The organism is Kitasatospora sp. NPDC052896, from assembly GCF_044547075.1.
GTDB lineage: Bacteria > Actinomycetota > Actinomycetes > Streptomycetales > Streptomycetaceae > Kitasatospora.
In genome coordinates, this window is sequence record NZ_JBITZU010000001.1 from 821,829 (window position 1) to 847,698 (window position 25,870).

24 protein-coding genes are annotated in these 25,870 nt (G+C 72.7%); 8 read left to right on the plus strand and 16 right to left on the minus strand.

Annotation, left to right across the window (positions count from 1 at the left end; translation table 11 throughout):
- Nucleotides 1-62: 62 nt before the first annotated feature.
- A complete protein-coding gene (locus ACIGXM_RS03910; RefSeq protein WP_396556491.1) occupies nucleotides 63-1,295 on the plus strand; it encodes a citrate synthase in 1,233 nt (410 codons plus the stop codon).
- A gap of 4 nt (nucleotides 1,296-1,299) precedes the next feature.
- Here ACIGXM_RS03910 and ACIGXM_RS03915 read toward each other — a convergent pair whose 3' ends face one another.
- Nucleotides 1,300-2,796, minus strand: a complete 1,497-nt coding sequence (locus ACIGXM_RS03915) for a dolichyl-phosphate-mannose--protein mannosyltransferase (RefSeq protein WP_396556493.1) — start codon at nucleotides 2,794-2,796, stop codon at nucleotides 1,300-1,302.
- Between the two features lie 187 nt (nucleotides 2,797-2,983).
- Between ACIGXM_RS03915 and ACIGXM_RS03920 the strand changes: the two genes are divergently transcribed.
- Nucleotides 2,984-4,156, plus strand: coding sequence for a hypothetical protein (locus tag ACIGXM_RS03920; protein ID WP_396556495.1), 1,173 nt, complete (start codon nucleotides 2,984-2,986; stop codon nucleotides 4,154-4,156).
- 13 nt (nucleotides 4,157-4,169) lie between these two features.
- Here the strand turns inward: ACIGXM_RS03920 and ACIGXM_RS03925 are convergent, their stop codons facing one another.
- From ACIGXM_RS03925 to ACIGXM_RS03935, 3 genes are all read right to left on the minus strand, one after another.
- A complete protein-coding gene (locus tag ACIGXM_RS03925) occupies nucleotides 4,170-5,504 on the minus strand; it encodes a beta-ketoacyl-[acyl-carrier-protein] synthase family protein (protein WP_396557370.1) in 1,335 nt (444 codons plus the stop codon).
- Between the two features lie 47 nt (nucleotides 5,505-5,551).
- Nucleotides 5,552-5,821, minus strand: coding sequence for an acyl carrier protein (locus ACIGXM_RS03930; protein ID WP_396556497.1), 270 nt, complete (start codon nucleotides 5,819-5,821; stop codon nucleotides 5,552-5,554).
- A gap of 103 nt (nucleotides 5,822-5,924) precedes the next feature.
- Nucleotides 5,925-7,178: a beta-ketoacyl-[acyl-carrier-protein] synthase family protein gene (locus ACIGXM_RS03935; RefSeq protein ID WP_396556499.1), complete on the minus strand. Its 1,254-nt coding sequence runs from the start codon at nucleotides 7,176-7,178 to the stop codon at nucleotides 5,925-5,927.
- A 317-nt stretch (nucleotides 7,179-7,495) separates the two neighbouring features.
- Between ACIGXM_RS03935 and ACIGXM_RS03940 the strand changes: the two genes are divergently transcribed.
- Nucleotides 7,496-9,520, plus strand: coding sequence for a transglycosylase domain-containing protein (locus ACIGXM_RS03940; RefSeq protein WP_396556501.1), 2,025 nt, complete (start codon nucleotides 7,496-7,498; stop codon nucleotides 9,518-9,520).
- Between the two features lie 81 nt (nucleotides 9,521-9,601).
- Here the strand turns inward: ACIGXM_RS03940 and ACIGXM_RS03945 are convergent, their stop codons facing one another.
- The 4 genes from ACIGXM_RS03945 to ACIGXM_RS03960 form a co-directional block, all read right to left on the minus strand.
- Nucleotides 9,602-10,861 (minus strand): hypothetical protein, encoded by a 1,260-nt coding sequence (locus tag ACIGXM_RS03945; RefSeq protein ID WP_396556502.1) that lies wholly within the window; start codon nucleotides 10,859-10,861, stop codon nucleotides 9,602-9,604.
- Nucleotides 10,862-11,020: 159 nt separating this feature from the next.
- Nucleotides 11,021-11,605, minus strand: a complete 585-nt coding sequence (locus ACIGXM_RS03950; protein WP_396556504.1) for a flavodoxin family protein — start codon at nucleotides 11,603-11,605, stop codon at nucleotides 11,021-11,023.
- 155 nt (nucleotides 11,606-11,760) lie between these two features.
- The gene (gene argS, locus ACIGXM_RS03955) at nucleotides 11,761-13,539 is read right to left on the minus strand and encodes an arginine--tRNA ligase (protein ID WP_396556506.1); all 1,779 of its coding nucleotides are present in this window, start codon (nucleotides 13,537-13,539) and stop codon (nucleotides 11,761-11,763) included.
- A gap of 124 nt (nucleotides 13,540-13,663) precedes the next feature.
- The gene (locus ACIGXM_RS03960; protein WP_396556508.1) at nucleotides 13,664-14,302 is read right to left on the minus strand and encodes a ScbR family autoregulator-binding transcription factor; all 639 of its coding nucleotides are present in this window, start codon (nucleotides 14,300-14,302) and stop codon (nucleotides 13,664-13,666) included.
- Nucleotides 14,303-14,480: 178 nt separating this feature from the next.
- Between ACIGXM_RS03960 and ACIGXM_RS03965 the strand changes: the two genes are divergently transcribed.
- The gene (locus ACIGXM_RS03965; RefSeq protein ID WP_396556510.1) at nucleotides 14,481-15,542 is read left to right on the plus strand and encodes a ScbA/BarX family gamma-butyrolactone biosynthesis protein; all 1,062 of its coding nucleotides are present in this window, start codon (nucleotides 14,481-14,483) and stop codon (nucleotides 15,540-15,542) included.
- Here ACIGXM_RS03965 and ACIGXM_RS03970 read toward each other — a convergent pair.
- Nucleotides 15,522-16,085 (minus strand): TetR family transcriptional regulator, encoded by a 564-nt coding sequence (locus ACIGXM_RS03970; RefSeq protein ID WP_396556512.1) that lies wholly within the window; start codon nucleotides 16,083-16,085, stop codon nucleotides 15,522-15,524. The genes ACIGXM_RS03965 and ACIGXM_RS03970 overlap by 21 nt on opposite strands.
- A 175-nt stretch (nucleotides 16,086-16,260) precedes the next feature.
- Here ACIGXM_RS03970 and ACIGXM_RS03975 point away from each other — a divergent pair, with 175 nt between their 5' ends.
- Entirely contained in the window at nucleotides 16,261-17,364 is a 1,104-nt protein-coding gene (locus ACIGXM_RS03975) for an acyl-CoA dehydrogenase family protein (protein ID WP_396556514.1), read from the plus strand.
- Here the strand turns inward: ACIGXM_RS03975 and ACIGXM_RS03980 are convergent, their stop codons facing one another.
- The 7 genes from ACIGXM_RS03980 to ACIGXM_RS04010 all read right to left on the minus strand — a co-directional run bounded on the left by ACIGXM_RS03980 (nucleotide 17,365) and on the right by ACIGXM_RS04010 (nucleotide 23,121).
- A complete protein-coding gene (locus ACIGXM_RS03980) occupies nucleotides 17,365-17,778 on the minus strand; it encodes a MerR family transcriptional regulator (RefSeq protein ID WP_396556516.1) in 414 nt (137 codons plus the stop codon).
- Nucleotides 17,779-17,810: 32 nt separating this feature from the next.
- On the minus strand, nucleotides 17,811-18,023 hold the full coding sequence (locus ACIGXM_RS03985; RefSeq protein ID WP_396556518.1) for an acyl-CoA carboxylase subunit epsilon: 213 nt from the start codon (nucleotides 18,021-18,023) through the stop codon (nucleotides 17,811-17,813).
- On the minus strand, nucleotides 18,020-19,573 hold the full coding sequence (locus tag ACIGXM_RS03990) for an acyl-CoA carboxylase subunit beta (protein WP_396556520.1): 1,554 nt from the start codon (nucleotides 19,571-19,573) through the stop codon (nucleotides 18,020-18,022). Before ACIGXM_RS03990 ends, ACIGXM_RS03985 begins: the two co-directional genes overlap by 4 nt.
- 150 nt (nucleotides 19,574-19,723) lie before the next feature.
- Nucleotides 19,724-21,166 (minus strand): MFS transporter, encoded by a 1,443-nt coding sequence (locus tag ACIGXM_RS03995; RefSeq protein WP_396556522.1) that lies wholly within the window; start codon nucleotides 21,164-21,166, stop codon nucleotides 19,724-19,726.
- A gap of 34 nt (nucleotides 21,167-21,200) precedes the next feature.
- Nucleotides 21,201-21,419, minus strand: coding sequence for a 4-oxalocrotonate tautomerase family protein (locus tag ACIGXM_RS04000; protein WP_396556524.1), 219 nt, complete (start codon nucleotides 21,417-21,419; stop codon nucleotides 21,201-21,203).
- A gap of 42 nt (nucleotides 21,420-21,461) precedes the next feature.
- Nucleotides 21,462-22,259 (minus strand): SDR family oxidoreductase, encoded by a 798-nt coding sequence (locus tag ACIGXM_RS04005; RefSeq protein ID WP_396556526.1) that lies wholly within the window; start codon nucleotides 22,257-22,259, stop codon nucleotides 21,462-21,464.
- Nucleotides 22,260-22,515: 256 nt separating this feature from the next.
- Entirely contained in the window at nucleotides 22,516-23,121 is a 606-nt protein-coding gene (locus tag ACIGXM_RS04010) for a TetR/AcrR family transcriptional regulator (RefSeq protein WP_396556528.1), read from the minus strand.
- A gap of 313 nt (nucleotides 23,122-23,434) precedes the next feature.
- Between ACIGXM_RS04010 and ACIGXM_RS04015 the strand changes: the two genes are divergently transcribed.
- The 3 genes from ACIGXM_RS04015 (at nucleotide 23,435) to ACIGXM_RS04025 (ending at nucleotide 25,864) form a co-directional block, all read left to right on the plus strand.
- The gene (locus ACIGXM_RS04015; protein ID WP_396556530.1) at nucleotides 23,435-24,205 is read left to right on the plus strand and encodes an AfsA-related hotdog domain-containing protein; all 771 of its coding nucleotides are present in this window, start codon (nucleotides 23,435-23,437) and stop codon (nucleotides 24,203-24,205) included.
- 64 nt (nucleotides 24,206-24,269) lie between these two features.
- Nucleotides 24,270-24,890: a hypothetical protein gene (locus tag ACIGXM_RS04020; protein ID WP_396556532.1), complete on the plus strand. Its 621-nt coding sequence runs from the start codon at nucleotides 24,270-24,272 to the stop codon at nucleotides 24,888-24,890.
- Nucleotides 24,891-24,994: 104 nt separating this feature from the next.
- Entirely contained in the window at nucleotides 24,995-25,864 is an 870-nt protein-coding gene (locus ACIGXM_RS04025) for a hypothetical protein (protein WP_396556534.1), read from the plus strand.
- Nucleotides 25,865-25,870: the final 6 nt, after the last annotated feature.

Here is a 25,870-nt window from a genome sequence, read left to right on the forward strand (position 1 = left end):
TCGATACATGTTGACTGGATCAATGTTGACAAGCATTGAGCATGTGGACGACATTCGCAAGTATGAGTACTTCTTCCGACGCAACGAGTTCTGCCGCGACGAGCCCCGCCACCCCTGCACCCGCGCCCGCGCCCGCACGCCGTGAGATCACCACCGTCGACGTGCCGCGCGGCCTCAGCGGCGTGGTCGTCACCGAGACCCGGATCGGCGACGTCCGCGGCCGCGAGGGCTTCTACCACTACCGCCAGTACTCGGCGATCGAGTTGGCCGAGCGCCGCGGCTTCGAGGACGTCTGGCGGCTGATGCTGGACGGCGCGCTGCCCGCTGACGCCGCCGAGCGCGCCGCGTTCGGCGCGGAGACCGTGCCGCTGCGCCGGCTCCCCGACGCGCTGCGGCCGTTGCTCGCCCCGGTGGCCCGCGACACGGCGGCGGACGGTCCGCTGGCCGGGCTGCGGGCACTGTTGCCGGTGGCTGCCGCACTGCGCGGAATCCGTCCGCTCTACGACACCGACCCGGCCGGCCGACGGGCCGACGCGCTGTACGTCAGCGCCCTCGCGCCGACCCTGATCGCCGCGCTGTACCGGGTGGGCCGCGGCCTCGACCCGGTGGACCCGCGCGACGACCTGGGCTACGCCGCCAACTACCTCCACATGCTGACCGGCCGGGAGCCCGCCCCCGAGCACGCCCGGGCGATCGAGCAGTACCTGATCTCCACCATCGACCACGGCTTCAACGCCTCCACCTTCACCGCCCGGGTGATCGCCTCCACCGGCGCCGACCTCGCGGCCTGCGTCAGCGGGGCGCTCGGCGCGCTCTCCGGCCCGCTGCACGGCGGCGCGCCCAGCCGGGCGCTGGACACCCTGGACGCGATCGGCACCCCCGAGCGCGCCGAGCCGTGGATCCGCGAGCGGGTGCTGCGCGGCGAACGGATCATGGGCTTCGGCCACCCCGTCTACCGCACCGAGGACCCGCGCTCGCGGATGCTGCGCGGGGTCGCCGAGCGGCTGGGCGGCGGCTGCGCCGACCTCGCCGTCCAGGTCGAGCGGCAGGTCCTCGACACGCTGGCCGAACTCAAGCCCGGGCGCGAGCTGTTCACCAACGTCGAGTACTACGCCGGAGTGGTGATGGACCAGTGCGGGGTGCCCCGGAAGATGTTCACGCCGACCTTCGGGGCGGCCCGGATCGTCGGGTGGTGCGCCAACATCCTGGAGCAGGCCGGGGACAGCAAGATCATCCGGCCGGCCGCCCGGTACGCCGGGCCGACGCCGCCGCAGGCCGTGCCGGCGCTGGGCTGAGGGGTCAGTCCCAGCTGTCGAACCAGATCCGGTGCTGCCAGGCCACCGTCGGCAGCGGCCGGCCGGTGTAGAGCGGCAGGAACCAGACGAAGTTGGCGGCCACGCCGGCCAGCAGCAGCACCGCGACCACCGGCCGGACCCACCGCCGGCCGCCCGGTCCGGCCGGCGCCTGGACCAGCATCGCCACCGCCAGGCAGAGGAACGGCGCGAAGGCCACCGAGTAGAACGAGAAGACCGTCCGCCCCCGGTACAGGAACCAGGGCAGGTACCCCGCCGCCACCGCACAGAGCACCGCCGCCGCCCGCCCGTCCCGGCGCCACAGCACCCGGTGGGCCAGGCAACCGAGCGCCACCAGCCCGACCCACCAGAGCAGCGGGGTGCCCAGCGCGAGCACCTCGCGGGTGCACTGGTCGGCCCGGCAGCCGCCGACGCCCTGCCCGGTGAGCCGGTAGAAGTACGACACCGGGCGGGTGAGCAGCAGCCAGTCCGCCGGCTCCGACTGGTAGCGGTGCGGGGTGGTGAGCTGGACGCTGAACTCCCAGATCTCCTGGTGGTAGTGGAAGAGACCGCGCAGTGCGGCCGGGATCCAGCCGAGCGGCGGCCCGACCCGGCCCTGCCGGGCCGCCCAGTCCCGGTCCCAGCCACCCGAGGTGGCCAACCAGCCGCTCCAGGAGGCCAGATAGGTCAGCGCGGCGGCCGGCAGCAGGGCGGCGAGCGCGCCGGGAGCGGCTCGCCGGATGGCCGACAGCCCGCTGCCGCAGGGCTGTTGAGCACCGACCTCCCAGGCCAGGGTGAGCAGCAGGAACGCGACGAGCGAGTAGCCGGCGCTCCACTTGGTCCCGCAGGCCAGGCCCAGGCAGGTCCCGGCGGCCAGCCGCCACCAGCGCGGTCCGCCGTCAACCCCCGCCGCCAGTCGGGCTCGTAGCGCGTCCCGGTCCAGCAGCAGGCAGCCGAACGCCGCCAACACCCAGAACATCAGGGCGATGTCGAGCAGCGCCGTGCGGCTCAGGACGAAGTGCAGCCCGTCCAGGCAGAGCAGCAGGCCGGCCAGGCAGCCCAGCGCGGTCGAGCCGAGCAGCCGACGTCCGATCCGGCAGAGCAGCAACACCGACAGGGTGCCGAGCAGCGCCGGTACGAACCGCCAGCCCAGCGGGGTCGGCCCGAACGCCGCCTCGCCGAGCGCGATCAGCCACTTGCCGACCGGCGGGTGCGCGACGAACTCCGGCGCGGCGGTGAGGCCCAGGTGCGGCGGGCGGTCCAGCAGGCGGGCGTCCGCGTCGTCCGGCCAGCTGCCCTCGTAGCCGTAGGTGAGCAGCGACCAGGCGTCCTTGGCGTAGTACGTCTCGTCGAAGAGCACCGCGCGGGGATGGCCCAGCCGCCAGAAGCGCAACAGCCCGGCGAGCGCGGTGACGGCCAGCGCGGCCGCCCAGCCGCTGTCGACGGCCCGGGCGAGGAGGGGAGTTCGGCGGAGGCGCGCGGGGTGCGGCGGCGGTACCAGCATGCCGTCATCATCGACGCGGTCCCCGGCGCGTCCGCCGCACCCGCGCCGGGCGGCGGACGGCTGTCCGCCTTTCGACGGGACCACGGCACCAGGACCCGATGTCGAACAGATGATCAGCTGCTCTTTCGGCCCAGCGGTCGGTGTCGTGCGGACCGGCGGCCGGCCGGGCGCCCGTACCGTCGCGTCCATGGCCTCCTTCGCACTCCGCCCGCACTCCGTACTGCCCGGCGCGATCGTGGTACTGCGGCGGTGGGCCGGCGAGTTCGGCCCACCCGTACTGCTGTTCGGCGCGGTCTGCCTGCTGCAGCTGGGCCTGATCGCCGTGCTGCGCGACGCCGGCTCACCGCCGCTCGGGCGGCTGCTGCTCGGCTGGGACGGCCGGCTGTACCTGGCGGTCGCCGAGCACGGGTACCCGGCCGGGCTCCCGCACGACGCGCCGGGCCTGGCCGGCCCGGGGAGCCGGCTGGCGCTCTTCCCGGTGTTCCCGGCCGCCGTCCGCGCCGCGCACCTGCTCACCGGGCTGGACTTCGCGGACGCCGCGCTGCTGGTCTCCCGGCTGGCCGCGGGCGTCGCGGCGGTCCTCGTCCACCGGCTCTTCGGCCGGCTCCACGACCGGCGGACCGGGCTGTTCATGGTGGCGCTGACGGCCGCTCAGCCGATGGCGGTGGTGCTCGGGATGGGCGGCAGCGAGGCGGTCTTCCTGGCCTGCGCGGCCGGCGCGCTGCTGGCGGCGTACCGGGGGTGCTGGGCGGCGGCCGGGGTCTGCGGGGTGCTGGCCGGGCTGACCCGGTGCGCCGGGCTCGCCGTCGGGGCGGCGCTGGTGCTGGCGGCGGTGCTCGCGCTGCGCGGGGAGCGGCGGTGGCGGTGGCGTCCGGTGGCGGCGGCGCTGGCGGGCTGCGCCGCGACGCCGGGCTACCTGCTCTGGGTGGGCCGGCGGACCGGCTCGCCGGACGGCTGGTTCCGGATCCAGCGGTCCGGCTGGGGCGCCGCGCTCGACTGGGGCGCCCAGACCTGGGACTTCGTCGGCGACCGGCTCTCCGGCGGCACCGGCTGGGTGGAGTTGAGCATCGCGCTGCTGGTGCTGGCGGCGGTCGGCGGCTGCCTGCTGGCGCTGCCGGCCCGGCCGTGGCCGCCACTGGCGCTGTACGGGCTGCTGGTGACGGCGATCGCGCTGGGCCAGAGCGGCTCCTACTCGTGCAAGCCGCGGCTGCTGGTGCCGGCGCTGATCTTCCTGCTGCCGGCGGCCGTCGCGCTGGGCCGGGTCCGGCCGTGGGTCGCCTGGCCGCTCACCGGGGCGGTGGTACTGGCGGGCGGCTGGTACGGGGCGTACCTGCTGACGGGCTGGCCGGCGGCGGTCTGAGCGGCCCGCGGCGCTATCGCGTGAGCAGCAGGACCGCGTTCTGGCCACCGAAGCCGCTGGCGTGGCAGGCGACCGCGCGACAGGGCAGCGGGCGCGGGGCCCGGTGGACCAGGTCGAGGTCGATGGCGGGGTCGAGCCGGTCGAGGTTGGCGGTGGGCGGGGCCGTCCGGTGCTGGAGGGCCAGCACGGCGTGCGCGGCCTGGATCGCGCCGGCCGCGCCGAGGGTGTGGCCGATGACGCTCTTGCCCGCGGTGACCGGCGGGGCGTCCCGGTAGGCGCGGCGGATCGCGCGGGCCTCGGCGAGGTCACCCAGCGGGGTGCCGGTGCCGTGCGCGTGGATCAGCCCGATGTCGGCCGGCCGCAGGCCCGCCCCGGCGAGCGCGGCGCGGGTGGCCCGGAGCAGGCCGTCGCCGTCCGGGTGCGGGGTGGTGGGGTGGTGGCCGTCGGCGGCGGCGGCGTAGCCGGCCAGGTGCGCCCGGACCGGGGCGCGCCGGGCCCGGGCGTGTCCGGCCCGCTCCAGGACGAGCACGGCCGCGCCCTCGCCCAGCACGAAGCCGTCCCGGTCGGCGTCGAACGGGCGGGAGGCGCCGGCCGGGTCGTGGTGGCGGGTGGAGAGCACCCGCATCCGGTGGAAACCGTCGACGGTGGCCGGGTCGCGCGCGGCGCAGGCGCCGCCGGCCAGCACCAGGTCGCAGTCGCCGGCGGTCAGCAGGTGGCGGGCCAGGCCGAGCGCGTCGGTGCCGGAGGCGCAGGCCGCGGCCACGGTGTGGACCGGGCCGAGGGCGCCCAGGTCCAGGCTGATCTCGGCGGCGGCCATGTTGGGCAGCGAGCGCGGGAACATGGTCGGGCTGACCGCGCCGTGCCGGCCGTCCAGGATCCGCCGGAAGGCCTCGTCCAGGTGCTGCTGACTGCTCGCGGCGACGCCGAGCACCACGCCGACCCGGGTGGCGTCCCAGTCCGCGGGGTCGAGCGCGGCGTCGGCGACGGCCTGCCGGGCGGCGGCCACCGCGAGGTGGATGAAGCGGTCGGTGCGGCGCGCGGTGCGGAAGCCGAGCACGCGCTCGGCGTCGAAACCGTCGGGACCGGCTGGACCGGCGAGACCGGCGAGACCGGCTGGACCGTGGGCATCGGCGGGACCATCGGAATCGGCCGGACCGTCGGGACCGGCCGCGTCCCCCTCGAAGCCCGGGACCGCGCAGGAGAAGCCGACCGGCAGGCCGGCCAGCAGCGGGTCGGCGGCCGCGGTGGAGGTGCCGGCCAGCAGCCGCGCCCAGTTGGCCGTGGCGCCGACGCCCGCCGGGGTGAGCAGTCCGAGCCCGGTCACCGCGACCGGCTCGGCCCGGCGCACGGCATCGCGGGTGGCCGCCCGGACGAGACGGACGGCGGCGCGGACGGTCACCGGCCGGCGGCCGGCGGGTTGAGGACCTCGTGCAGCACCGCGGTCGCCTCGGCCAGGGTGAGCGACGCCCGCAACGCGCCGTCGGGGGCCCGCACCGGGCGGTCCAGCTCGTCCTCCAGCGCGGTCTCCAGCTCGGCCAGCGCCAGCGAGTCGATCCGCAGGCTCTCGAAGGTGGTCTGCGGGCTCAGCCGGCCGGGGGCGATCCGGAAGTGCCGGGCGAGCTGGCCGGTGATCAGCCGGTAGGTCTGATGGTGCGTGTCGTTCATGACTGGTCCTCGGGGGTGGGTGGCATACGGGTGCGGGGCACGGCGGCGCGCGCCGCGACGGCCCGGCACGCGGGCGGACGGACTGGCGGACGGGCCGGAGTCGTCAGCAGGCGGAGACGATCAACGCGGCGTTGTGGCCGCCGAAGCCCAGCGAGGTCTTCACGGCGTGCCGCACGGCGGTCCGGCGGGCCCGGCCGGTGACCACGTCGAGGGCGATGGCCGGGTCCGGGCGGTCCAGGTTGGCGGTCGGCGGGATCCGCCCGTGCTCGGCCGCCAGCACGGTGAACGCGGCCTCGATCGCCCCGGCGGCGCCCAGGGTGTGCCCGGTGACCGGCTTGGTCGAGGTGGCCGCCGGCCCGGGGCCCAGCACCCGGTGCAGCATCGCGGATTCCACCGCGTCGCTCAGCCGCGTCCCGGTGCCGTGGGTGTTGACGTGGTCGATGTCGGTGGGCCGCAGCCCGGCGTCGGCCAGCGCCGCGCGCAGCGCCCGTTCGGCGCCGGCGCCGTCCGGGTGCGGGGCGGTGGTGCGGTAGGCGTCGGTGGCGGCGCCGTAGCCGGTGATGGTGGCGCGGACCCGGGCACCGCGGGCCCGGGCGTCGTCCTCGCGTTCCAGCACCAGCACGCCGGCGCCCTCGCCGCCGACCATGCCGTCGCGGTCGGGGTGGAACGGCCGGCAGGCGCCCGCCGGGTCGTCCCGGCGCTCGGACAGCGCCCGCATCCGGCACATGCTCGCCACCAGCGCGGGCGACATCGCCGACTCCGCCCCGCCGGCCACCACCACGTCGCAGCGGCCGGTGCGCAGCCACTCGCGCGCGGTGCCGACCGCGTTGCAACCGGAGGCGCAGGCGGTGGCCGTCACCATGCTGGGTCCGCCGGCCCGGCAGTCGATGGCGACGCTGCCCGCGACCATGTTGACCATCGTCATCGGCACCAGCATCGGCGAGACCAGCGACGGGCCGCGCTCGGCCAGCCGGCGCACCTGCCGCTCGTACAGCGGCTTGCCGCCGTGGGAGTTGCCGAACACCACGCCGACCCGGGTGCCGTCCCAGCAGGCCGGGTCCCAGCCGGCGTCGGCCAGCGCCTGCCGGACGGCCACCAGCGCGAGCTGGACGAACCGGTCGGTGCTCCACGCGGCGTCCGCGCCGAGCAGCGCCTCGGCGTCGAAGCCCGGCACGGTACAGCCGAAGTCGCAGGGCAGGCCGGCAAGTTCGGAGATCCGGGCGGCGGTGGGCACGCCCGCCAGGACCCGGGCCCAGTTCGCGGCCACCCCGATCCCGGCCGCGGTCACCAGGCCCAGCCCGGTCACCGCAGCCGGGAAGCCCGGTCGTCGCTCGGCGCCATGCCGGTCTCGCTCCATCGCTCGGCTCCCCGTGATCGCCCCGTACCGCCGTCAACCGCCGTCAACCTGCCAACGAGCACCGCCCTCGATCGATACGGGGGCCGGCACCGCCATGGGCCACCCGGCGGACGCCGGGTGAGGCCGGGCGGGCCGGGGCGACGGCGCGGTGCCGGCGTGGCGACCCGGCCGGGACCGGCCCGGGACCGGCTCGTCGGCCACCTGGCGCGACCTCCGGGGCCACTCGACGCGTCTGAAGGAGATGAGCAGCTGATCGAACTGACCGACGACCTGACGGACAGCTGATCGGTGGATCGGACCGAGCACTCGGGGAGCAGATGTCTGGCAGCGATCGCCATGAGCGGCACACGGCCGAGGTACGGGGCGGAGCGGTCCGGCGCACGGGGTCGCGGCGCCCGCCCGCGCCGCGTCGGCCGCGCCTGGACTACCCGCGGCGCGGCCGGCGGGGTCTCCGACGCTGGCTGCCGTCCTGGCGGCAGCTCCTGCTGCTGACCCTGCTCGGCCTCGGCGGGCTGACCGGTCTGGTCGGCTACGCCTACGCGAACACCCGGATCCCCACCGACCTGAACGCCTTCGCCACCCAGCAGAACAACGTCTACTTCTGGGCGGACGGCACCGAGATGGCCCGCACCGGCCTGGTCAACCGGCAGGAGGTGCCGCTCTCCCAGGTGCCGGACGGGGTGCAGTGGGCGACGCTGGCCGCCGAGAACGAGACCTTCTACACCGACGCCGGGGTCTCGCCGCGCGGCATCGCCCGGGCCGTCTGGACCATGGCCACCGGTGGCCAGACCGAGGGCGGTTCGACCATCACCCAGCAGTACGTGAAGAACGCCTACCTGACGCAGAAGCAGACGCTGACGCGGAAGTTCACCGAGATCCTGATCGCCGTCAAGCTGGACCGCGCGAAGAGCAAGTCCGACATCCTGGACGACTACCTCAACACCAGCTGGTACGGGCGCGGCGCGTACGGCATCGAGCGGGCCGCCCAGGCGTACTACGGCGTGGACGCGTCGCAGCTGAACCCCAGCCAGGGCGCCTTCCTGGCCTCGCTGCTCAAGGGCGCCGGCCTCTACGACCCGTCGATCAGCCCGGCCAACCACGCTCGGGCGGTGACCCGTTGGCAGTGGATCCTGGACCGGATGGTCAAGATCGGCAAGCTCACGCCCGCCGAGCGGGCCCAGTACACCACCTTCCCCGAGCCGCGGGCGACGCCCGAGCCGGCCAGCCTGCAGGGCCAGACCGGCTACCTGGTGGACACCGCGCGCACCTACCTGGCCGCGCACAGCGACATCTCGGACACCGCCTTCGACCTCGGCGGCTACCAGATCCACACCACCTTCGAGAAGCCGAAGGAGACCGCGCTGACCGCCGCCGTGCAGGACGCGGCGACCCGGCAGCCGGGCTCCGACCAGCTACGGGTGGGCGCCGCCTCGGTGGCGACGGACGGTCGGATCCTCGCCCTCTACGGCGGCCCGGACTACCTCAAACAGGGGTACGACAACGCCAACTCCGGCAGCATACAAGTGGGTTCGGCGTTCGCCCCGATCGTCTACGCGGCCGGGCTGGGCCAGGGCGCGCAGCACGGACCGGACGGCGTCCGCCGTCCGGTCACCCCGGACACCCTGTACGACGGGGACGACCAGCTCGCCATGCAGACCGCCGAGGGTCCCTACTTCGACCGCGACGGACGGATCGTCAAGGCGGCCAACGACGGCGGCCGCTCCTACGGCAGCATCCCGCTGCGGACCGCGATCGAGCAGTCGGTCAACTCGCCGCTGGAGCAGCTGGGTCTGGACGTCGGGCTGGGCGGGGTGCAACGGACCGCGACCGATCTGGGGCTGCTCTCGGACAGCCTGGGGCCGCAGGTACCGGCCTTCTCGGTGGGCAACTCCACGCCGAGCGCGATCCGGATGGCCGACGCCTACGGCGCGTTCGCGGACGGCGGGGTGCACCAGGAGCCGTACTCGATCTCCTCGGTCACCCGCGACGGCCGGCCGGTACCGCTGCAACGGACCAGCCCGATCCAGGCGTTGAGCCCGCAGGTGGCCGGCCAGGTGGACGCGGCGCTGCAGGATGCGGTGCAGCACGGGACCGCCCGGGCCGCCCAGCTGCCCGGCCGGACGGTGGCCGGCAAGACCGGCACCACGACCGACGACAAGGCCGGCTGGTTCATCGGCTACAGCGGACAGTTGAGCACCGCGGTGGTGGTGTTCCGGATGGACCTCAGCACACTGGCCCCGCAGCCGCTGGACGGGCCCGACCCGACGAGGACGACGGCGGCCACGGGCTACCCGATCGACGTCTGGAACGGCTACATGAAGGCCGTGCCCGCCGGCGGGTGACGGCGGGCAGCGGACGGGCGACGGCGGGCGGGCGACGGCGGGCGACACGCCCCCCAGCCGATCCGGGTCAGCCGCCCCCGCTCACTTGATGACGGTCGACCAGTCCGGGGCCTGCCCCGGGTCCAGGTTGCGCAACTGGGCGATCACCTTGGGGTCCTGGGCGTCCAGCCAGTCGGCCATCTCCTTGAACGAGACACAGCGCACGTCGGGTTTGCCGCAGACGGTCTTCACCACGTTCTCGACCGCCTGCATGTAGATGCCGCCGTTCCAGTCCTCGAAGTGGTTGCCGATGAAGTAGGGCGCCCGGCTGCCGTTGTAGACCCGCTCGAACCCGTTGAGGTAGGTGTCCGTGGTGGTCTTCAGCCAGCCCGCGTACTTGCTCGGGTCGCCCTGGACGTTGTCGCCGCCGGACTGGTTGGCCAGGAAGTTGTAGTCCATCGACAGCACCTGGAAGTTCTGCCCCTGGTACGGGATCTCCTGCAGCGGGAAGTTCCACACCCCGTCGATCTTGTTCGGCCAGAGCTGGAAGTCGCCGGGCGAGCTGGCGTCGTACCGCCACCCCATCGCCTTCTCGGCCGGGATCAGCGTCTTCTGCCCCTCCAGGCAGGGCGCCCGGCCGCCGACCAGCTCCTGCTGGTAGTCGAACGGCAGCGGCGGAAGGTTGGTGTAGCCGGTGTTGGTCTTCCAGTTCTCGACGAAGGAGTAGGCCTGCTGGGTCTCGCTCTCCCACTCCGCGGTGCTCCAGTCGCCACCACCGCCCTGGCCGCAGAAGTGGCCGTTGAAGTGGGTGCCGATCTCGTCGCCGTCCTCCCAGGCCTGACTCAACTGGGCCAGGGTGTCCTTGATGTGGGCGTTGGTGGGGAAGTCGATGGCGGAGTCGCCGACCCCGTGCTGCGGCGGGTGGTAGAGCGCCCGCTTGGAGTTCGGCAGCAGGTAGATGCCGCTCAGGAAGAAGGTCATCTGGGCGTTGTTCTCCTTGGCCACCTGGCGGAAGTGGGAGAACATGTGGTCGTCGCCCTCCAGCGCGCCGTCCCAGGAGACCACCACGAACTGCGGCGGCTTCTCCCCCGGCTTCAGCTTCGCCACCGCCCGCTGGTTGGGCTGCGGGCCGGTGTAGGAGGTGGAGCCGTCGCCGATCACCCTGGTCTTCCCGTCCCAGGGCGGCTGCGACGCGGAGGCCGGCCCGGGCGTGCCCGCGCCGCCGGTTGACGGCGCCGGTGGCCCGCCGGCCGGCGCCGAGGCGCTCACCGACCGGTCCCCGGTCACCCCGGACGGCACCAGGGCCAGGGCCAGGGCGACACCGGACAGGAGCAGGATGGTGGTACGGGCGGTGGTCCTCACCGGCAACCTCGTTCCAGCTGACTCGTACTGTCATGGAGTACTACTTGTCAGCCGGTGGTTCGCGTCGCGGCAGAATCCGCGCAGAAATTGGGCAGGGATCGCACCGCCGTGCGCGTGGGCGGGTGGGCAGGTGCGCCGCCCGAGCGGCCCCGCCCGGCCTCAGCGAACCGCGGCCGGGACGAAGAAGTCGTCCGCGCTCCGCAGGGCGGCCTCGTCGTCCAGGATCTGCCCGGGCGAGTTGGCGTGGCCGAGCAGCGCGCCGCCCCAGGCCATGCCCAGGTACTCGCCGGAGTAGCGCACCGCGCCGACCAGCGGGTCGGCCGCCGCCGGGTTCTCGCTGGCCAGCGCGGTGACGGCCCAGATGGTCCGGCCGGCCATCCGGGCCTTGAAGTCCAGGCCGGGGACCCGCAGCCAGCCGGCCCAGTGGTCCAGGTAGAGCTTGGCGCTGGCCGACAGGTTGTACCAGTACAGCGGCGAGGCGATCACCAGGTCGGTCGCGTCGAGCGTCGCGTCGAGCAGCACCTTGGCGTTACCGGTCGGCTCGGGGTAGCTGCTCCGCTCGGCGTGCCGGATGTCCTCGAAGGTCGGCAGCGGCAGATCGCTCAGCCGCAGCCAGCGCTGCTCGACTCCGGCGGGCAGCGCGGCCGCAGCCCGCCTCGCGAGCGCCTCGGTGTTGCCGTCGGCGCGGGTGCTCGCCAGCAGGAAGAGGAACTTCCGGCCCGTGCTCTCGGAGGTGGTCGTCATGGTCTGTCTCCGCTTCCTGTCCATCGGACGCTGTCCTGATCACCGAACAACTGCTCGGCACCGAATATTGCGTCAGGAGCAGTCCACGGCAGTCCCGGTGGGGTTCCGGGGCCTCCCCCGTACCACCCGCCCCCGGCCCGGACCGGCCCAGATGACTACATCCGTTCCGGTGCCCGGATCCCGAGCAGGTCCAGGCCCCGGGCCAGCGTCTCGGCGGTGAGCCGGCAGAGCGCGAGCCGGTTCGCCCGGTGGGCCGGCGTCTCCGCCTTCAGCACCGGGCAGCTGCCGTAGAAGTCGGTGAGCGCCTTCGCCAGGGCGAAGAGGTATCCGCACAGCCGGTGCGGCTCCAGCTCCCGGGCGACCTCGCGGACGGTGGCGTCGAAGCCGTCGAGCAGCAGGATCAGCGCCCGCTCGGCGGGGTGCGGCGGCACCGAGGGGTCGATCGCGCTCTCCAGGGCCTCCCGCGGGGCCCTGGAGAGGATGGTCCGCAGCCGGGCGTGCGCGTACTGCAGGTAGACGCCGGTGTCGCCGTGCAGCGACACCATCTGCGCGACGTCGAAGACGTAGTTCTTCACCCGTGAGGTCGACAGTTCGGCGTACTTCACCGCGCCGATCCCGGCGGCCTGGATCACCGCCTCCAGCGCCTCGCCGGTCAGGTCGTGCGGCTTGTCGGCCATCACCTCGCGGACGCCGTCGACCGCCGCGTCCAGCAGCCCGGCCAGCCGGACGGTCTCCCCGGAGCGCGTCTTGAAGGGCGTGCCGCCGGGGCCCAGCACCGTGCCGAAGGGCACGTGGACGGCCTCGACCCGGTCGGTCAGCCAGCCGGCCCGCCGGGCGGTCGCGAAGACCATCTTGAAGTGCAGCGTCTGCCGGGCGTCGACGACGTAGAGGATCCGGTCCGCGCCGAGCCGCCGGATCCGGTGCCGGAGCGCGGCCAGGTCGGTGGCGGGATAGCCGTAGCCGCCGTCCTTCTTCCGGACGATCAGCGGCACCGGCGCACCGTCCGGACCGGTCACGTCGTCGAAGAAGACGCACAGCGCGCCGTCGCTCTCCACCGCGATGCCGGCCTCGACCAGCTCCTCGACCACCTCGTCGAGGAACGGGTTGTACGTCGACTCGCCGGCCGCGTCCTGCTCGGTCAGCAGCACCCCGAGCCGGTGGTAGATCCGCTGGAACGCCTGGACGGACACCGCGACCAGCTCCCGCCAGCGGGCCAGCGTGGCCTCGTCACCGGACTGCAGCGCCACCACCCGCAGCCGGGCCCGCTCGGCGAACCCGGCGTCCCGCTCGAACTCCCGCCGCGCGGCCCGGTACAGCTCGTCGAGGACGGAGATCCACTTCGAGGCCTCGGCGGCCGACACCTCCGCACCCGCCGGGCCGGCCCGCCAGCCGGCCTCCGGGTGCTCGTCGAGGTACTGGATCAGCATGCCGAACTGGGTTCCCCAGTCGCCGAGATGGTTCTGCCGGACCACCTCCGCCCCCAGGAAGTCCAGCACCCGGACCAGCGCGTCACCGATCACCGTGGTCCGCAGGTGCCCGACGTGCATCTCCTTGGCGATGCTCAGCGCCGAGTAGTCAACGACCGTGCGCGAAGCGGACATCGGCGTGCCGACGCCGAGCCGGTGATCCGCCAGCCGGGCCTCGACCTGCCCCCAGAGCCGCTCGTCGGCCACCGTCAGGTTGAGGAACCCCGGCCCCGACAGGCTCGCGCCGACCGGTCCGCCGACCAGCTCCCGCTCCAACACCTGTGCCAACTCCCGTGGCGGTACGCCGACCTGCTTCGCCAACGACATCGCGACGTTCGACTGGAAGTCGGCGTGCTCGGAGGCTCGGACCAGCGGGTCCCGCTCGGACAGCTCAGGCGACAGGACGCGGGCCATGGCGGCCGACACCGCGTCTTCGACAAGGCTCATCACCGCGATTACCTCGGCCACCGGGCGCTCCCCCTCCGGCGCTCACGCGCCAGTCACTCCGTCAAGTGCGTGACATGCTAGGGAGAGCGCCGGCCCACGGCACTCGAATTACCGCGGGCCCCGGCAGCACGACCGGCCCCGGGCGCTACCCGACCCGGCGGACCTGGATCACCACGTCCAGGATCTCCCGCACCCGCTCCGCGATGTCCGCGCGCTCGCTGAGCACCCAGGAGATGTGCTGGGCGCCGAAGAAGGCGGAGATGAGGACCCGGGCCATCACCTCGGCGTCGGTGTCGAGGGCGAGCTGCCCCTCGTCGCGGGCCTGGGTCAGCCAGGACTCGACCAGGTTGGTGTAGCCGACGTAGGGGGTGGGCAGGTCGGCCTCGATGAGGGAGCGTTCGATCTGCAGCCGGGCGCCCGCCTGGATCATCGGGTCGTCGCGGAAGGCGACGGCGGTACGGGTGAGGAGCTCGGAGACCGCCTCCAGCGGGGAGAGCGCCAGCTCCCGCACGGTGTCGCCGGTGGCGCCCAGACGGCGGTAGAACTCGTCGGCCACCGCGAGGGCGAGCGCCTCCTTGTTGGGGTAGTGGAAGTAGACCGCACCCTTCGTCATACCCATGAGTTCGGCGACGTCGAGGATGGTGACGGCGGGGAAGCCCTTCCTCGCGAACGCGCTGGCCGCCGCGTCCAGGACCTGGCCGCGGGTGCGCACCGCGCGCTCCTGCTTGAGGTCGGTGCGTCCGCGTGACCGCGGGGTGGCCGGTCGGCCGCTTCCACTCGTCATGACTTCCTCTGTTCCTGTCTTCCGACTGCTGCTACCCGCGTGGCGACGGTAGGGCGGCTGCACTCTACTGCCCTATGAAATATACCTTCCCGAAGGTATATTCGGCGTCACCGCGCGCCCGCCACGGCGGACGCGCGCTGGATCTCATCGTCTGAGCGGTCTCTTTGGGGGAAAGAACATGCTTGGCCACGCGGTGGTTCCGTCCACCGACTCCAACCCGATCGAAGAATTGCTCGCGGACCTCGCCGAGGTGCCGGTGACCGTCCCCGGGCTCAGCTTCCAGCAGCCGATACCGCGCCACCTGGTGCACCGCGCCGCGGTCGCCGAGGTCTTCCTCACCGACGCGCTGCGGGTCGGCCCCGACCGGTTCCTGGTCGCCGCGCAGTGGCCGCGCGACCACGCCCTGTACCACCCGGACCCGGCCGGCACGAGCGACCCGCTGCTGTTCGCCGAGACGATCCGGCAGTCGCTGGTCTACCTCGCGCACCGCTACTACGCCGTCCCGCTGTCGCACCACTTCGTCGGGTGCGACATGGACTTCGAGATCACCGACCCCGAGTACCTGCGGGTCGGCGCCGCCCCGGTGCCGGTGGTGCTGCAGGCCCAGTGGAGCTGGGAGGCCAACCGGCCGCCCAAGCGGTTCGGGATGCGGCTCCAGGTGGTGCTGACCGTGGACGGCCGCCCGTGCGGGCGGGGCAGTCTGCGGGTGGTCGCCGTGGACTCCAAGCGGTACTCGTTGCTGCGTGGACGCGCCGGCCGGGCGGTCCGCGCACACTCCTTCGAGGAGCCGACCCGGCGCACCGTCAACCGGCTGCCGGCCGGCGCGGTCGGGCGGCTGCGCTCCAAGGACAGCGTCCTCGCCCGCGGCGAACGCAACGGCGAGTGGCGACTGGAGCTCGACCTCAACCACGCGATCCTGTTCGACCACCCGGGCGACCACGTGCCGTTGATGGCCGTGCTGGAGGGGTTCCGCCAGCTCGGCCACCTGCTGGTGCACCGGGCCGGCGGGCGCCCGGCCGTGCTGACCTCGCTGGCCGCCGACTGCCTGGCCTTCGGCGAGCTGGACCAGCCCATCCACCTCGTCGTCCGGGACGACGGGCGGGCCGGCGGCCCGCTCCCCGACCGCGCTCCACACGAGGACCGGGCCCGCCGCTTCCGGATCGACGCCGTCCAGGGCAGCACCGTGATCACGACCGCGACCATCGGCTGGTCGCAGCGGTCACGGTCGACGATCCACTGACGGCGTCAACACGTCCCACATCCCCCTCACCCGATCGGCCAGTCCGCGCCGGTCGGCGGCCGGAGCGGTGTAGTAGGCGCCGACCAGCACGGCGACCGCCAGATCCGCCACCGGGCCGGGCGGGCACGTCGCGTCCAGTCCCTCCCGACTCAGCAGGTCGAGCGCGCGCTTGTGCACCTCCACCAGGAACTTCGGCTCCTCGGACGCGGCCTGCGCCTCGTCGACCACCAACCGGAGCGCCGCGTTGGTCCGCACGTCCGCCTCGATCCGCTCGGCCAACGCACAGGTGAGCGACCGGAGTTCGGCTATCGGCGGGGCACCCGGCGGCCCCGGCGGCTCCAGCAGCTCGTCGAGCCGGCCCACCAGTGCCTCGGCGAGCTGCTCCTTGGAGCCGAAGTGTCCGTACAGCGCCCCCTTGGTCAGCCCGATCCGGTCCGCCACCCGTTGCAGGTTGGCGACCGGGTACCCGTACCGGGCGAACTCGGCGGCGGCCGCGTCCAGGATCTGTTCGTGCGTGTGCCGGGACCGTGCCTGCTTCACCATCGACTGCCTCCCTCAACAGAACCGACAGGAACTGTTCAACAAAGATACCTTCATGAAGGAATTTTCTAGACTCTCTGGACAGCTGCCCAACTCCACTTCATTCAAACAGAACTGACTGTTCAACAGATCCATCCGTCGCAACATCCCCCCGAAACGCACGCCAAGGAGAGCTGACATGGACGACGCCCGGATCAGCCGGACCACCGAGCTGGCCGCCCGGTACGCCGAGGCCGCCGAGCGCGACCGACGACTGGCCGAGGAGACCGTGGCCGCCCTGGTGGCCGCCGGGTTCACCCGACACTTCGTGCCCCGCCGCTGGGGCGGCGCCGAGGGCGGCTTCGCCGAGCTCGTCGCCCGGGTCGCCGCCGTGGCCGAGGGCTGCGCCTCGGCGGCCTGGTGCGCCACCCTCTTCGCCGCCCACGGCCGCTTCGCCGCCCAGCTGCCGCCGGACGGCCGGCGCGAGCTGTGGGGAGCCACGCCGGACGTCCGGATCGCCGCCGCCATCGCGCCGCCCTCCGGCACCGCCGTCCCGACCGAGGACGGCGGCTGGCGGCTGCACGGCGAGTGGCAGTGCGCCAGCGGCGCGGACTTCGCCGACTGGGTACTGCTGGCCGCCTGGGAGCCGTGCCAGGACGGCCGGCGGGCCCGCGTCCTGGCCGTCCCCGCCGCCGACCTCACGGTGCGACCGAGCTGGGACGGCGTCGGACTGCGCGGTACCGGGAGCAACACCGTGCTGGTCGAGACCACCACGGTGCCGGCCCACCGGTCCTTCCTGCTCGCGGACCTGCTGGCCGGCGCGACCGACCCGGACGCCGCCCGCTGCCACCAGGCGCCCGCGCAGCTGGCCGGCGGGCTGATGTTCTGCGCGCCGGCGCTCGGCGCCGCCCGCCGTGCGCTGCGGGTCTGGTCCGTCTGGGCGGCGCGGAAGTCCGGCGGCCGGCCGAACCAGGAGAGCGCGGCGGTGCGCGAGACCCTGCTCCGTTCGTCAGCCGAGATCGACGCCGCCCAGCTGCTGGTCACCGAGGCGGCCCGGCGGGCCGACGCCGACCCGGTCACCGAGGAGCTGGTGGCCCGCAACCAGCGGGACGCCGCGGTGGCCGTGGACCTGCTGGTCACCGCCGTCGAGCGGCTGCTGCGCACCGGCGGTGCCCATGTCCGCGAAGGCGCCGGCGAACTCCAGCGACTGTGGCGGGACCTGCACACCATCGCCGGCCACGGCGCCCTGCGGCTGGAGACGGCCGCCGAGGCCTACGCGGCGGCGGCGCTGCCCCGGCTGTAGTCAGCGGCCGCCCATCGCCACCTCCTTCTCCTGGTAGAAGGAGATCTGCCAGTTCAGGTAGTTGACCGTGGCGTTGAGCTCCTCGACGTGGGCGAGCACCAGCCGCCGGTGCTCGCTCAGCAGTGCTCTGCGCTCGGCCACCGTGTGGTCGCCCGCCCGGGCCAGTTCGACGTACCGGCGCATCTGCTCCACCGGCATCCCGGTGCTGCGCAGCCGGTTGAGGAACTCCAGCCAGCGGAGGTTGACGGCGGAGTAGACGCGCTGCCCGCCCGGCTCCTGGCCGACGTCGTCGATCAGGCCGAACTCCTCGTACCAGTGCAGCTCGTCGGAGGACAGGCCGCTGATCCGCTCGACCTCGGAGACGGAGTACGTCTCCAGGCGAGCGCCGTGGGAGGGACGTGCGGTCGGGGACATGATGGTGCTCCTTCGAACGGCGCCGCGGTCCATCAGCGACGCGGGTCGGTGTGCCAGGAGGTGGCGATGCGATGGGCGGGCCGGCGGGCGTCCCACTGGACGGTGCGGGTCGGGGCGGACGGTGCGGTCCGCCGGGTGCCACGGGCGGCGCCGAGCAGCACCGCGGTGACGGCGGCCAGCTCGGCCGGACTCGGGTTGCCGTGCAGCACGCGCAACACCGGGGCGGTGACAGGTGGTCGGCTCACAGCGGTGGGTTCCCGTGCTTGCGGGACGGCAGCTCGGCGTGCTTGCCGCGGAGCATCTCCAGCGAGCGGATCAGCACCGACCGGGTCTCGGCCGGGTCGATCACGTCGTCGACCAGCCCGCGCTCGGCCGCGTAGTACGGGTGCATCAACTCGGCCTGGTACTCCTTGATCCGCTGCTGCCGGACGGCGTCGGGATCGTCGGCCGCCGCGATCTCGCGCCGGAAGATCACGTTGGCCGCGCCCTCCGCGCCCATCACGGCGATCTCGTTGCTCGGCCAGGCCAGTGAGAGGTCGGCGCCGATCGAGCGGGAGTCCATCACGATGTAGGCGCCGCCGTAGGCCTTGCGCAGGATCAGCGAGATCCGCGGCACGGTCGCGTTGCAGTAGGAGTAGAGCAGCTTGGCGCCGTGCCGGATGATGCCGTCGTGTTCCTGGCCGACTCCCGGCAGGAAGCCGGGCACGTCCACCAGGGTCACCAACGGGATGTTGAACGCGTCGCAGAACTGCACGAAGCGGGCCGCCTTCTCGGAGGCGTGGATGTCCAGCACGCCGGCCATCGCCGCGGGTTGGTTGGCCACGATGCCGGTTACGTGGCCGTCCAGCCGGGCCAGCGCGCAGACCACGTTGGCGGCCCACCCCGGCTGGATCTCGAAGAACTCCCCGTCGTCGACGATCTCCTCGATCACCCGGTGCATGTCGTACGAGCGGTTCGGCTCGCCCGGGACCAGGTCGAGCAGCCCGTCGCAGCTCCGGTCCGGACGGTCGAACGGCTCGACGTGCGGCGGAAGTTCGCGGTTGTTGGCGGGCAGCAGCGAGAGCAGGTGGCGGACGTCCTGCAGGCAGGCCTGCTCGCTGTCGTAGGCCCCGGCGGCCACCCCGGAGACGGTGGCGTGCACGTCGGCGCCGCCCAGGCCGTTCTGACTGACCCGTTCGCCGGTCACCGCCTGCACCACGTCCGGCCCGGTGATGAACATCTGGGAGATGTCGCGGACCATGAAGACGAAGTCGGTCAGCGCCGGCGAGTAGGCGGCCCCGCCCGCGCACGGGCCGAGCATCACGCTGATCTGCGGGATCACCCCGGAGGCCAGCACGTTGCGGGTGAAGATGCCGCCGTAGCCGGCCAGCGCCGAGACGCCCTCCTGGATCCGCGCACCGGCGCCGTCGTTCAGGCTGACCAGCGGGGCGCCGGCGGCGGCCGCCAGGTCCATGATCTTGTGGATCTTCTGCGCGTGGGCCTCGCCCAGCGCGCCGCCGAAGATCCGGAAGTCGTGCGCGTAGACGAAGACCGGCCGGCCGTGCACCCGACCCCAGCCGGTGATCACGCCGTCGGTGTACGGCCGCTTCGTCTCCAGGCCGAAGCCGCTGGCCCGGTGCCGGCGGAGCGGCTCGATCTCGGTGAACGAGCCTTCGTCAATTAGGAGTTGAATGCGTTCGCGGGCGGTGAGCCGGCCCCGCGCGTGCTGCTGAGCGGTCGCCTCGGGGGTGGGGCCCTCCAGCACCTGCTCGCGAATCCTGACCAGTTCGGCGGATCTCTCCCGGAGCGCGGTCATGGCGATTCCTCCATCGGAGCACATCGAATCATGGACCAATAATACCTTCGTGAAGGTATTTTATGCGTGTGAGCCAGCTCACAACAAGACCTGAACCGCCCGGGATCGGGCGGTTCAGGTCTCGTGCCTACGGCGAGCGGTGACCAGGCGTCAGGCGTTGGTCCTGCTACCGGAGCGGGGAAGCAGGAAGAGCGTCGCGGCGGCGGTCACCGCCAGCATGATCACCGAGGCGACCAGGCTGACGTGCATGCCGTGCTGGAAGGTCGCCCGGTCGGCGATCAGCGCACCGAAGACCGCGACCGCGAGGCAACCGCCCACCTGGCGGAAGGTGTTGAGGACGGCGGCGGCGGTACCGGCCCACTCGGCCGGGACGCTCTCCAGCAGCACCGCGGTCAGCGACGGAACGGCCAGGCCGCCTCCGATGCCGATCGGGACCAGCAGCAGCACCGGCACCCAGGCCGGGGCCCCGGCGGTCACCGCGAGCAGCACCAGCGCACCGGATCCCATGATCAGCTGACCCAGCACCATCGGCACCCGCGGGCCGGTCTTGGCCGCCAGCTTGACGCTGGCCATGTTCACCACGGCGATCAGACCGCACATCGGGATGAACATCGCACCGGCGCTGACCGGCGACTCACCGCGGACCTGCTGGAAGAAGAGCCCGAAGAGGAAGATCACACCGTAGAAGACCGCGTTGAGGGCGAAGCCGGCCGCGATGCAGACCAGCACGGTCCGGTTGCGGAACAGGCCCAGCGGCACCATCGGCTGCGCCCGGCGAGCCTGGGCGAGCAGGAAGACGCCCATGGCGAGCGCGGAGACGACCAGCATCCCGATGATGGTCGGGGAGCCGAAGCCGAGCCGGCCGCTCTCGATCACGGCGTAGGTCAGGGTCGCCAGCGAGATCATCACGGACAGCTGGCCGAGCATGTCCAGCGGCGCCTCACGACGCGGCGACTGCGGGATGCGGGCCAGCAGGGCCAGGCCGACCGCACCCACCGGGAGGTTCAGGAAGAAGATCGACCGCCAGCCCAACCCGGCGGTCAGCGCACCGCCGGCCACCGGACCGATCGCGACGGCGACGGCACCCGCGGCCGTCCAGATCGCCACCGCACGGGCCCGCTTGGCCGCGTCGGCGTAGGTCTGCCGGATCAGCGCCAGCGAGGTCGGGACCATGATGGCCGCGGCCGCGCCCTGCACCATCCGGGCGCCGATCAGGGTGCCGAGACCGGGGGCGAACCCACAGGCCGCCGAGGCGAGGGTGAAGGCGCCGAGCCCGACGGCGTACGCCCGGTTGGCACCGATCCGGTCGGAGAACGCGCCGGCCGACAGCATCAGGGCCGCGAACATCAGGGTGTAGCCGTCGACCACCCACTGCAGCGAGGACATTCCGCCGCGCAGGCTGTGCCCGATGGCCGGCAGCGCCACGTTCACCACCGAGCCGTCCAGCGAGATGATGAAGAAGCTGAGCAGCGCGGCGATCAGCACGATGGTCGAGGACGAGCGACCGGTGGAGGGCGGTGTGGACGGGGATTCGGTGGGGGCGGACTTGGGGCGGGCCGCGGCCGGGGCGTTCCGCGAGATGGTGAGAGCCATCGGAGCTACCTTCGGGTGAGGAGGAGTGGGCGGGTCAGGCGGTGCGGCGGCGGCTGAGTTCGGCGAACTCGGGGTTGGTGCCGAGCACCCCGCCCTCGCCCCAGCGGTTCTGCGGTATCTCGTTGATGTAGACGGTGATCTTGTCGAACGGTGCTCCGGTGACCTTGTGCACCGTCGTGGTCAGTTCCTCGATCAGCTCCTGGCACTTCTCGTCGGTCTGGTTCGGCCAGGTGGTGACGGTCAGGATGGGCATGGTCTTCTCCTTGGGTTGCGGGGGCACACGGTGGATCGGTCACTACAGCGCGGGGCAGGCGCCGCCGTCGACGGTGATCGCGGCGCCGGTGATCTGGGCGGCGGCGGGTGAGAGCAGGAAGCCGACCAGCCCGGCGACGTCGCCGGGCCGGGTCAGCGCACCGAGCGGGGTGCCGGCCACCACCTGGGCGTCGACGTCCGCCGGCGTGCCACCGGTGAGGTCCGCCAGCTCCTTGGCGGTCCGGGTCCACAGCTCGGTGTCCACGGCACCCGGGTCCACCACGTTGACCCGGATGCCGGAGCGTCCGAGGTTCTTGGAGACCGCCTTGGCGAAGGCGGCGAGGCCGGCGTTGACGGTGCTGTTGATCGGGAAGAGCGGGTCGGGCGTGGTCCGGAAGGCGCCGGCCACCAGCACGATCCGGCCGTGGCCCCGGGCGGCCATCGGGCCGGCCACCGCGCGGGTCAACCGGACCGCGCCCATCAGCTTGCCGTTGAGGGTGGTGTGCCACATCTCGTCGGTGGCCTCGGCCAGCGCGGCGACCGGGCCGTCGCCCGCCGCGTGGACCACGGCGTCGATCCGGCCCAGTTCGGCGAGGACGCCGGCGACCGCGGCGTCGACCGCGGCGCCGTCGTTGATGTCCACGACGCGGGTGACCAGCCGGCCCGGCGCGTCGATCCGTTCGGCAACGGACCGGCGGGTCAGGTCCAGGCGCTCCTGATCACGGCCGAGCAGGACCACCGTGGCGCCGGTGCCGGCCAGTTCCTCGACAATCGCACTGCCGATTCCGCCAGTTGCGCCACTGACCAGGACCACCTGATCTGACGTCTCGTCAACTGCCATCGTCTTCTCCGGGTTTCTTCCGAGGGAGTGTTCAGGGAAGCCGCAACTAACCCTGGGAAGTGGGGCGTTCGCCGGACTTGGGCGATGCGCGGCTCGACGTCACTGACGCTATCGGAGATCCCCGCCCAGCGCAACCATCTAGTTGGTTTTCAATCCGGCGCAGCCGGTGGCCCCACGAGAACGCGGACCGCCCGGTGGCGAGCGCATCGGGTTGCGCTCACCACCGGGCGGTCCGCGGCGAGTTGGTGGGGTTCGGTCAGGCGGTGCCGTGCAGGGCGTTGTCGATGACCGCGTGGCCGCCGGCGACCACGCTGGCGCGCAGCAGGGCCCAGCTGGCCTCCGAGTCGTGCTCCGGCCCGAGCATCAGCCGACGCTGCTGCGGCACGATGAACGCCCAGGACGCGAGGCCGATCAGGGCGATCAGCACCCGGGCGGAGGCGGTCGGGTCGTCGATGCCCAGGGCGACGCTGAGCGACGCGGTCTTGTGGGTGTAGTAGGTCTCGCGCTCCTTCTCGCTGGGGATCGGCCGGTCGCGGTAGTGCAGACCCTCCCAGGCGAGCAGCCGGACCAGGTCGCCGTAACGGCGGTGGTAGTCGAAGACCTGGCCGACGTATCCGCGCAACCCCTCCTCGGTCGAGGGAATGGGCACCTGCTCGCCCATCTGCTCGTACACCCGGCTGAGGACGGCCGAGAAGAGGGCCTCCTTGTTGCCGAAGTAGGCATAGATGCGTTGCTTGTTGACCCCTGAGCGTTCGGCGATGCGATCCACTCGGGCACCCGCCAGGCCGTGCTCGGAGAACTCCTCCTGCGCGGCCTCCAGCAGCTTGCCCCGGGTCTCCTGGGCCTTGGTGGTGACTGTCATGGATCGAGGATAGCCCGGGGGGCAACCAACTGGGTGGTTGAGAAAAACCAACTAGATGGTTGCGCTGCCGGCCGGGTCCGGACTAACGTTCTTCTCACCGGCCCAGCCCGACGCAGTACGGGGGACACCGACTCCGGGCAACGGCCGCGCCACCTGCTCTTTCGCACAGTTCTTCCCGCACAGCTCTTCCTGCACCACGAGCCTTCGCGTCGAATGCGAGCCACTGCCATTCGCCGCCACCCGCTTGCAACACCCAGCTGCAATGCCCTGCGCCCAGCCTCCGTCCGGAGGCCCGTCAGCCAAGGAGAGACCCATGTCGACCCAACCCCGAACCGTCCTACTCGTCGGCGACCGCTTCGCCGGATTCGCCGTCCACGAGGGCGTCCGCACCGTTTCGGACTTCATCAGCGAGCTCCTGCTCGGCGGATACGCCGACCTGCCCGAGCGGACCGTCGTCCGGGCCGCCCAGGGCGTCACCCTCGCCGAGTGGGCGGCGGTGCGCGAAGAGGCCGCCCGGCTCGGACTCGACGGCCGGCTGGAGTTCCAGTTCGCCGTGCCGGACCTCTCCCCCCAGGGCGAGGTGCACAAGCGACTGACCGAGAACACGCTGATCGCCGACCTGCGCCAGGAGGGCAGCGCCCGCTTCCTCGCCACCCTGCGGGTGCACAACGACAACGAGCTGCTGCTCGACCACCAGACCGGACAGCACGTCCAGGGCATGGTGGCCGTCGAGGCCGCGCGCCAGATGTTCCTGGCGGTCAGCGAGCGGTTCTACGCCAGCAGCCACCCCGAGCGCTCGTACTACTACGTCATCGACACGATGAACACCAGCTTCGAGAACTTCCTCTTCCCGCTCGACGCCACCGTCGAATTCACCACCACCAGGGCCGAGTTGGCCGATCCCAGCCGGCTCTCGTTCAGCGCCGAGATCAGCGTGCACCAGGCGGGCCGCCGCGCCTCGCTGACCCACGTCGAGTACACCGCCTTCGAGTCCGCGCTCATCGAGCCCAAGGAGCACAAGCGGGCCCAGTACGCGGTGGACCACGTGGTCCACGCCGAGACCCGGACCCTCGTCAACGCCTGACCCGTTCCACCCCCAGCACTCCGCACCACACCAACCGCACGTACATCCAAGAAGGAGAACTCCCATGTCGAACGCCCTGATCACCGTCACCGAGCTGTCCGTCAAGCCCGACCAGGTCGACGCCGCCGCCCAGGCCTGGGTCGCCCACCACGCCGCCTCCGGCATCGAGGGCCGGATCCTCTTCCGGGGCCTGGAGGACTCCACCCTGCTGGAGCTGGCGCCGCTGAACGACTACGACGAGCTGGACGCGCTGCGCAAGGACTGGCGGGCGCTGTGGGACGTGGTCGGCCCGATGGCGGTCAGCGACTTCAGCCGCCAGATGCTGCACTTCGTCGAGGCGCCGAAGCCGGGCAACGACCCGCTGCCCAACACCCCCTTCCTGCAGATGCGGCACGTCGAGGTCCCGCCGCCGGCCTACCGCGGCTACCGCGCCTGGCGCGAGGAGACCATCTTCGACGTGGTGCGGACCTCGCCCGAGGTCGAGATCTTCGAGGCCTACCACTCGGTGCTGAGCAGCGAGCCGGGCGTCATGTTCGTCTCCGGCTTCTCCTGCGACCCGAAGGACTACACGGCGGTCTTCACCTCTCCGCGCTACCAGGAGATCGTCCGTCAGGCCGGCGACTCGTACATCACCGGGGGCGACCGCGGCCTCTACACCCGGCTCTACGCCCGGGTCAGCGCCTGATTCCCGTCCCAGTCCCCGTCCACACCCAGTCGGCCCGCGGGACGCGGGCGCCGTACACCCCCGCGTCCCGCGGGTCCCCAGACCCGGTGAAGGAGAGCACCGCCATGACCGTCGCCATCGAACCCACCACGATCACCAACCGCACCTACGACCTGAGCGTCACCACCCAGGGTCCGCTCTACCCCCCGAGCGAGATCATGGACGAGAACGGCGACTTCGTCGTGATCGGCCGGATCAACCGGCCCGGCCCGGACGGCGGCACCGTCGCCGAGTGGGGCAGCGCCGTGGTCTCCGCCGACAGCCCGTTGCCGCCCTTCGGCCAGCACCTCCCGTACCGGATCGTCCGCGAGCTGCCGGCCGCCGTCCCGCCCGAGGACGCGGCGATGCCGCTCTACACCCTGCCGCTGCCGCTGCCGTGCAACAACTACCACATGCTCTTCGCCCCCGAGCAGCGCCCGGACGCACACAACGTCGAGCGTCCGAGCTACCCCCTGCACCAGGCCCCGATCGCGGACGCGAGGTTCGAGGACGGCCTGAAGGTGCGCGAGCCGATCCGGCTCAGCCAGTGGATGAAGGCCCGCGGCCAGCTGGAGGTCTCCCTCTCCCCCGACCGGCACAGCGCCGGCTTCTCGTTCGCCTTCACCGGACTGATCCCCGACAGCCTCTACACCGTGATGTCGCTGCGCGAGCACGACCTCGACCCCGCCGGCCCCACCCGGCCCGGACCGCTGGGCATCCCCAACGCCTTCATGACCGACCAGCACGGCATGGCGCACTACAGCGCGACGCTGCCCAACCCGTTCCCCGAGGCCGGCTCCCCCGGCGCCAACCGGGTGATCAACGTGATCGTGCTGTGGATGAGCTACCAGCAGAACTACGGCGGCGCGATCGGCCACTTCGGGCTCGGCGGGGACATCCACGCCCAGCTCAAGCTGCAGGGTCCGAGCTTCCAGGAGTTCACCACCTACGCCTGACCCGGC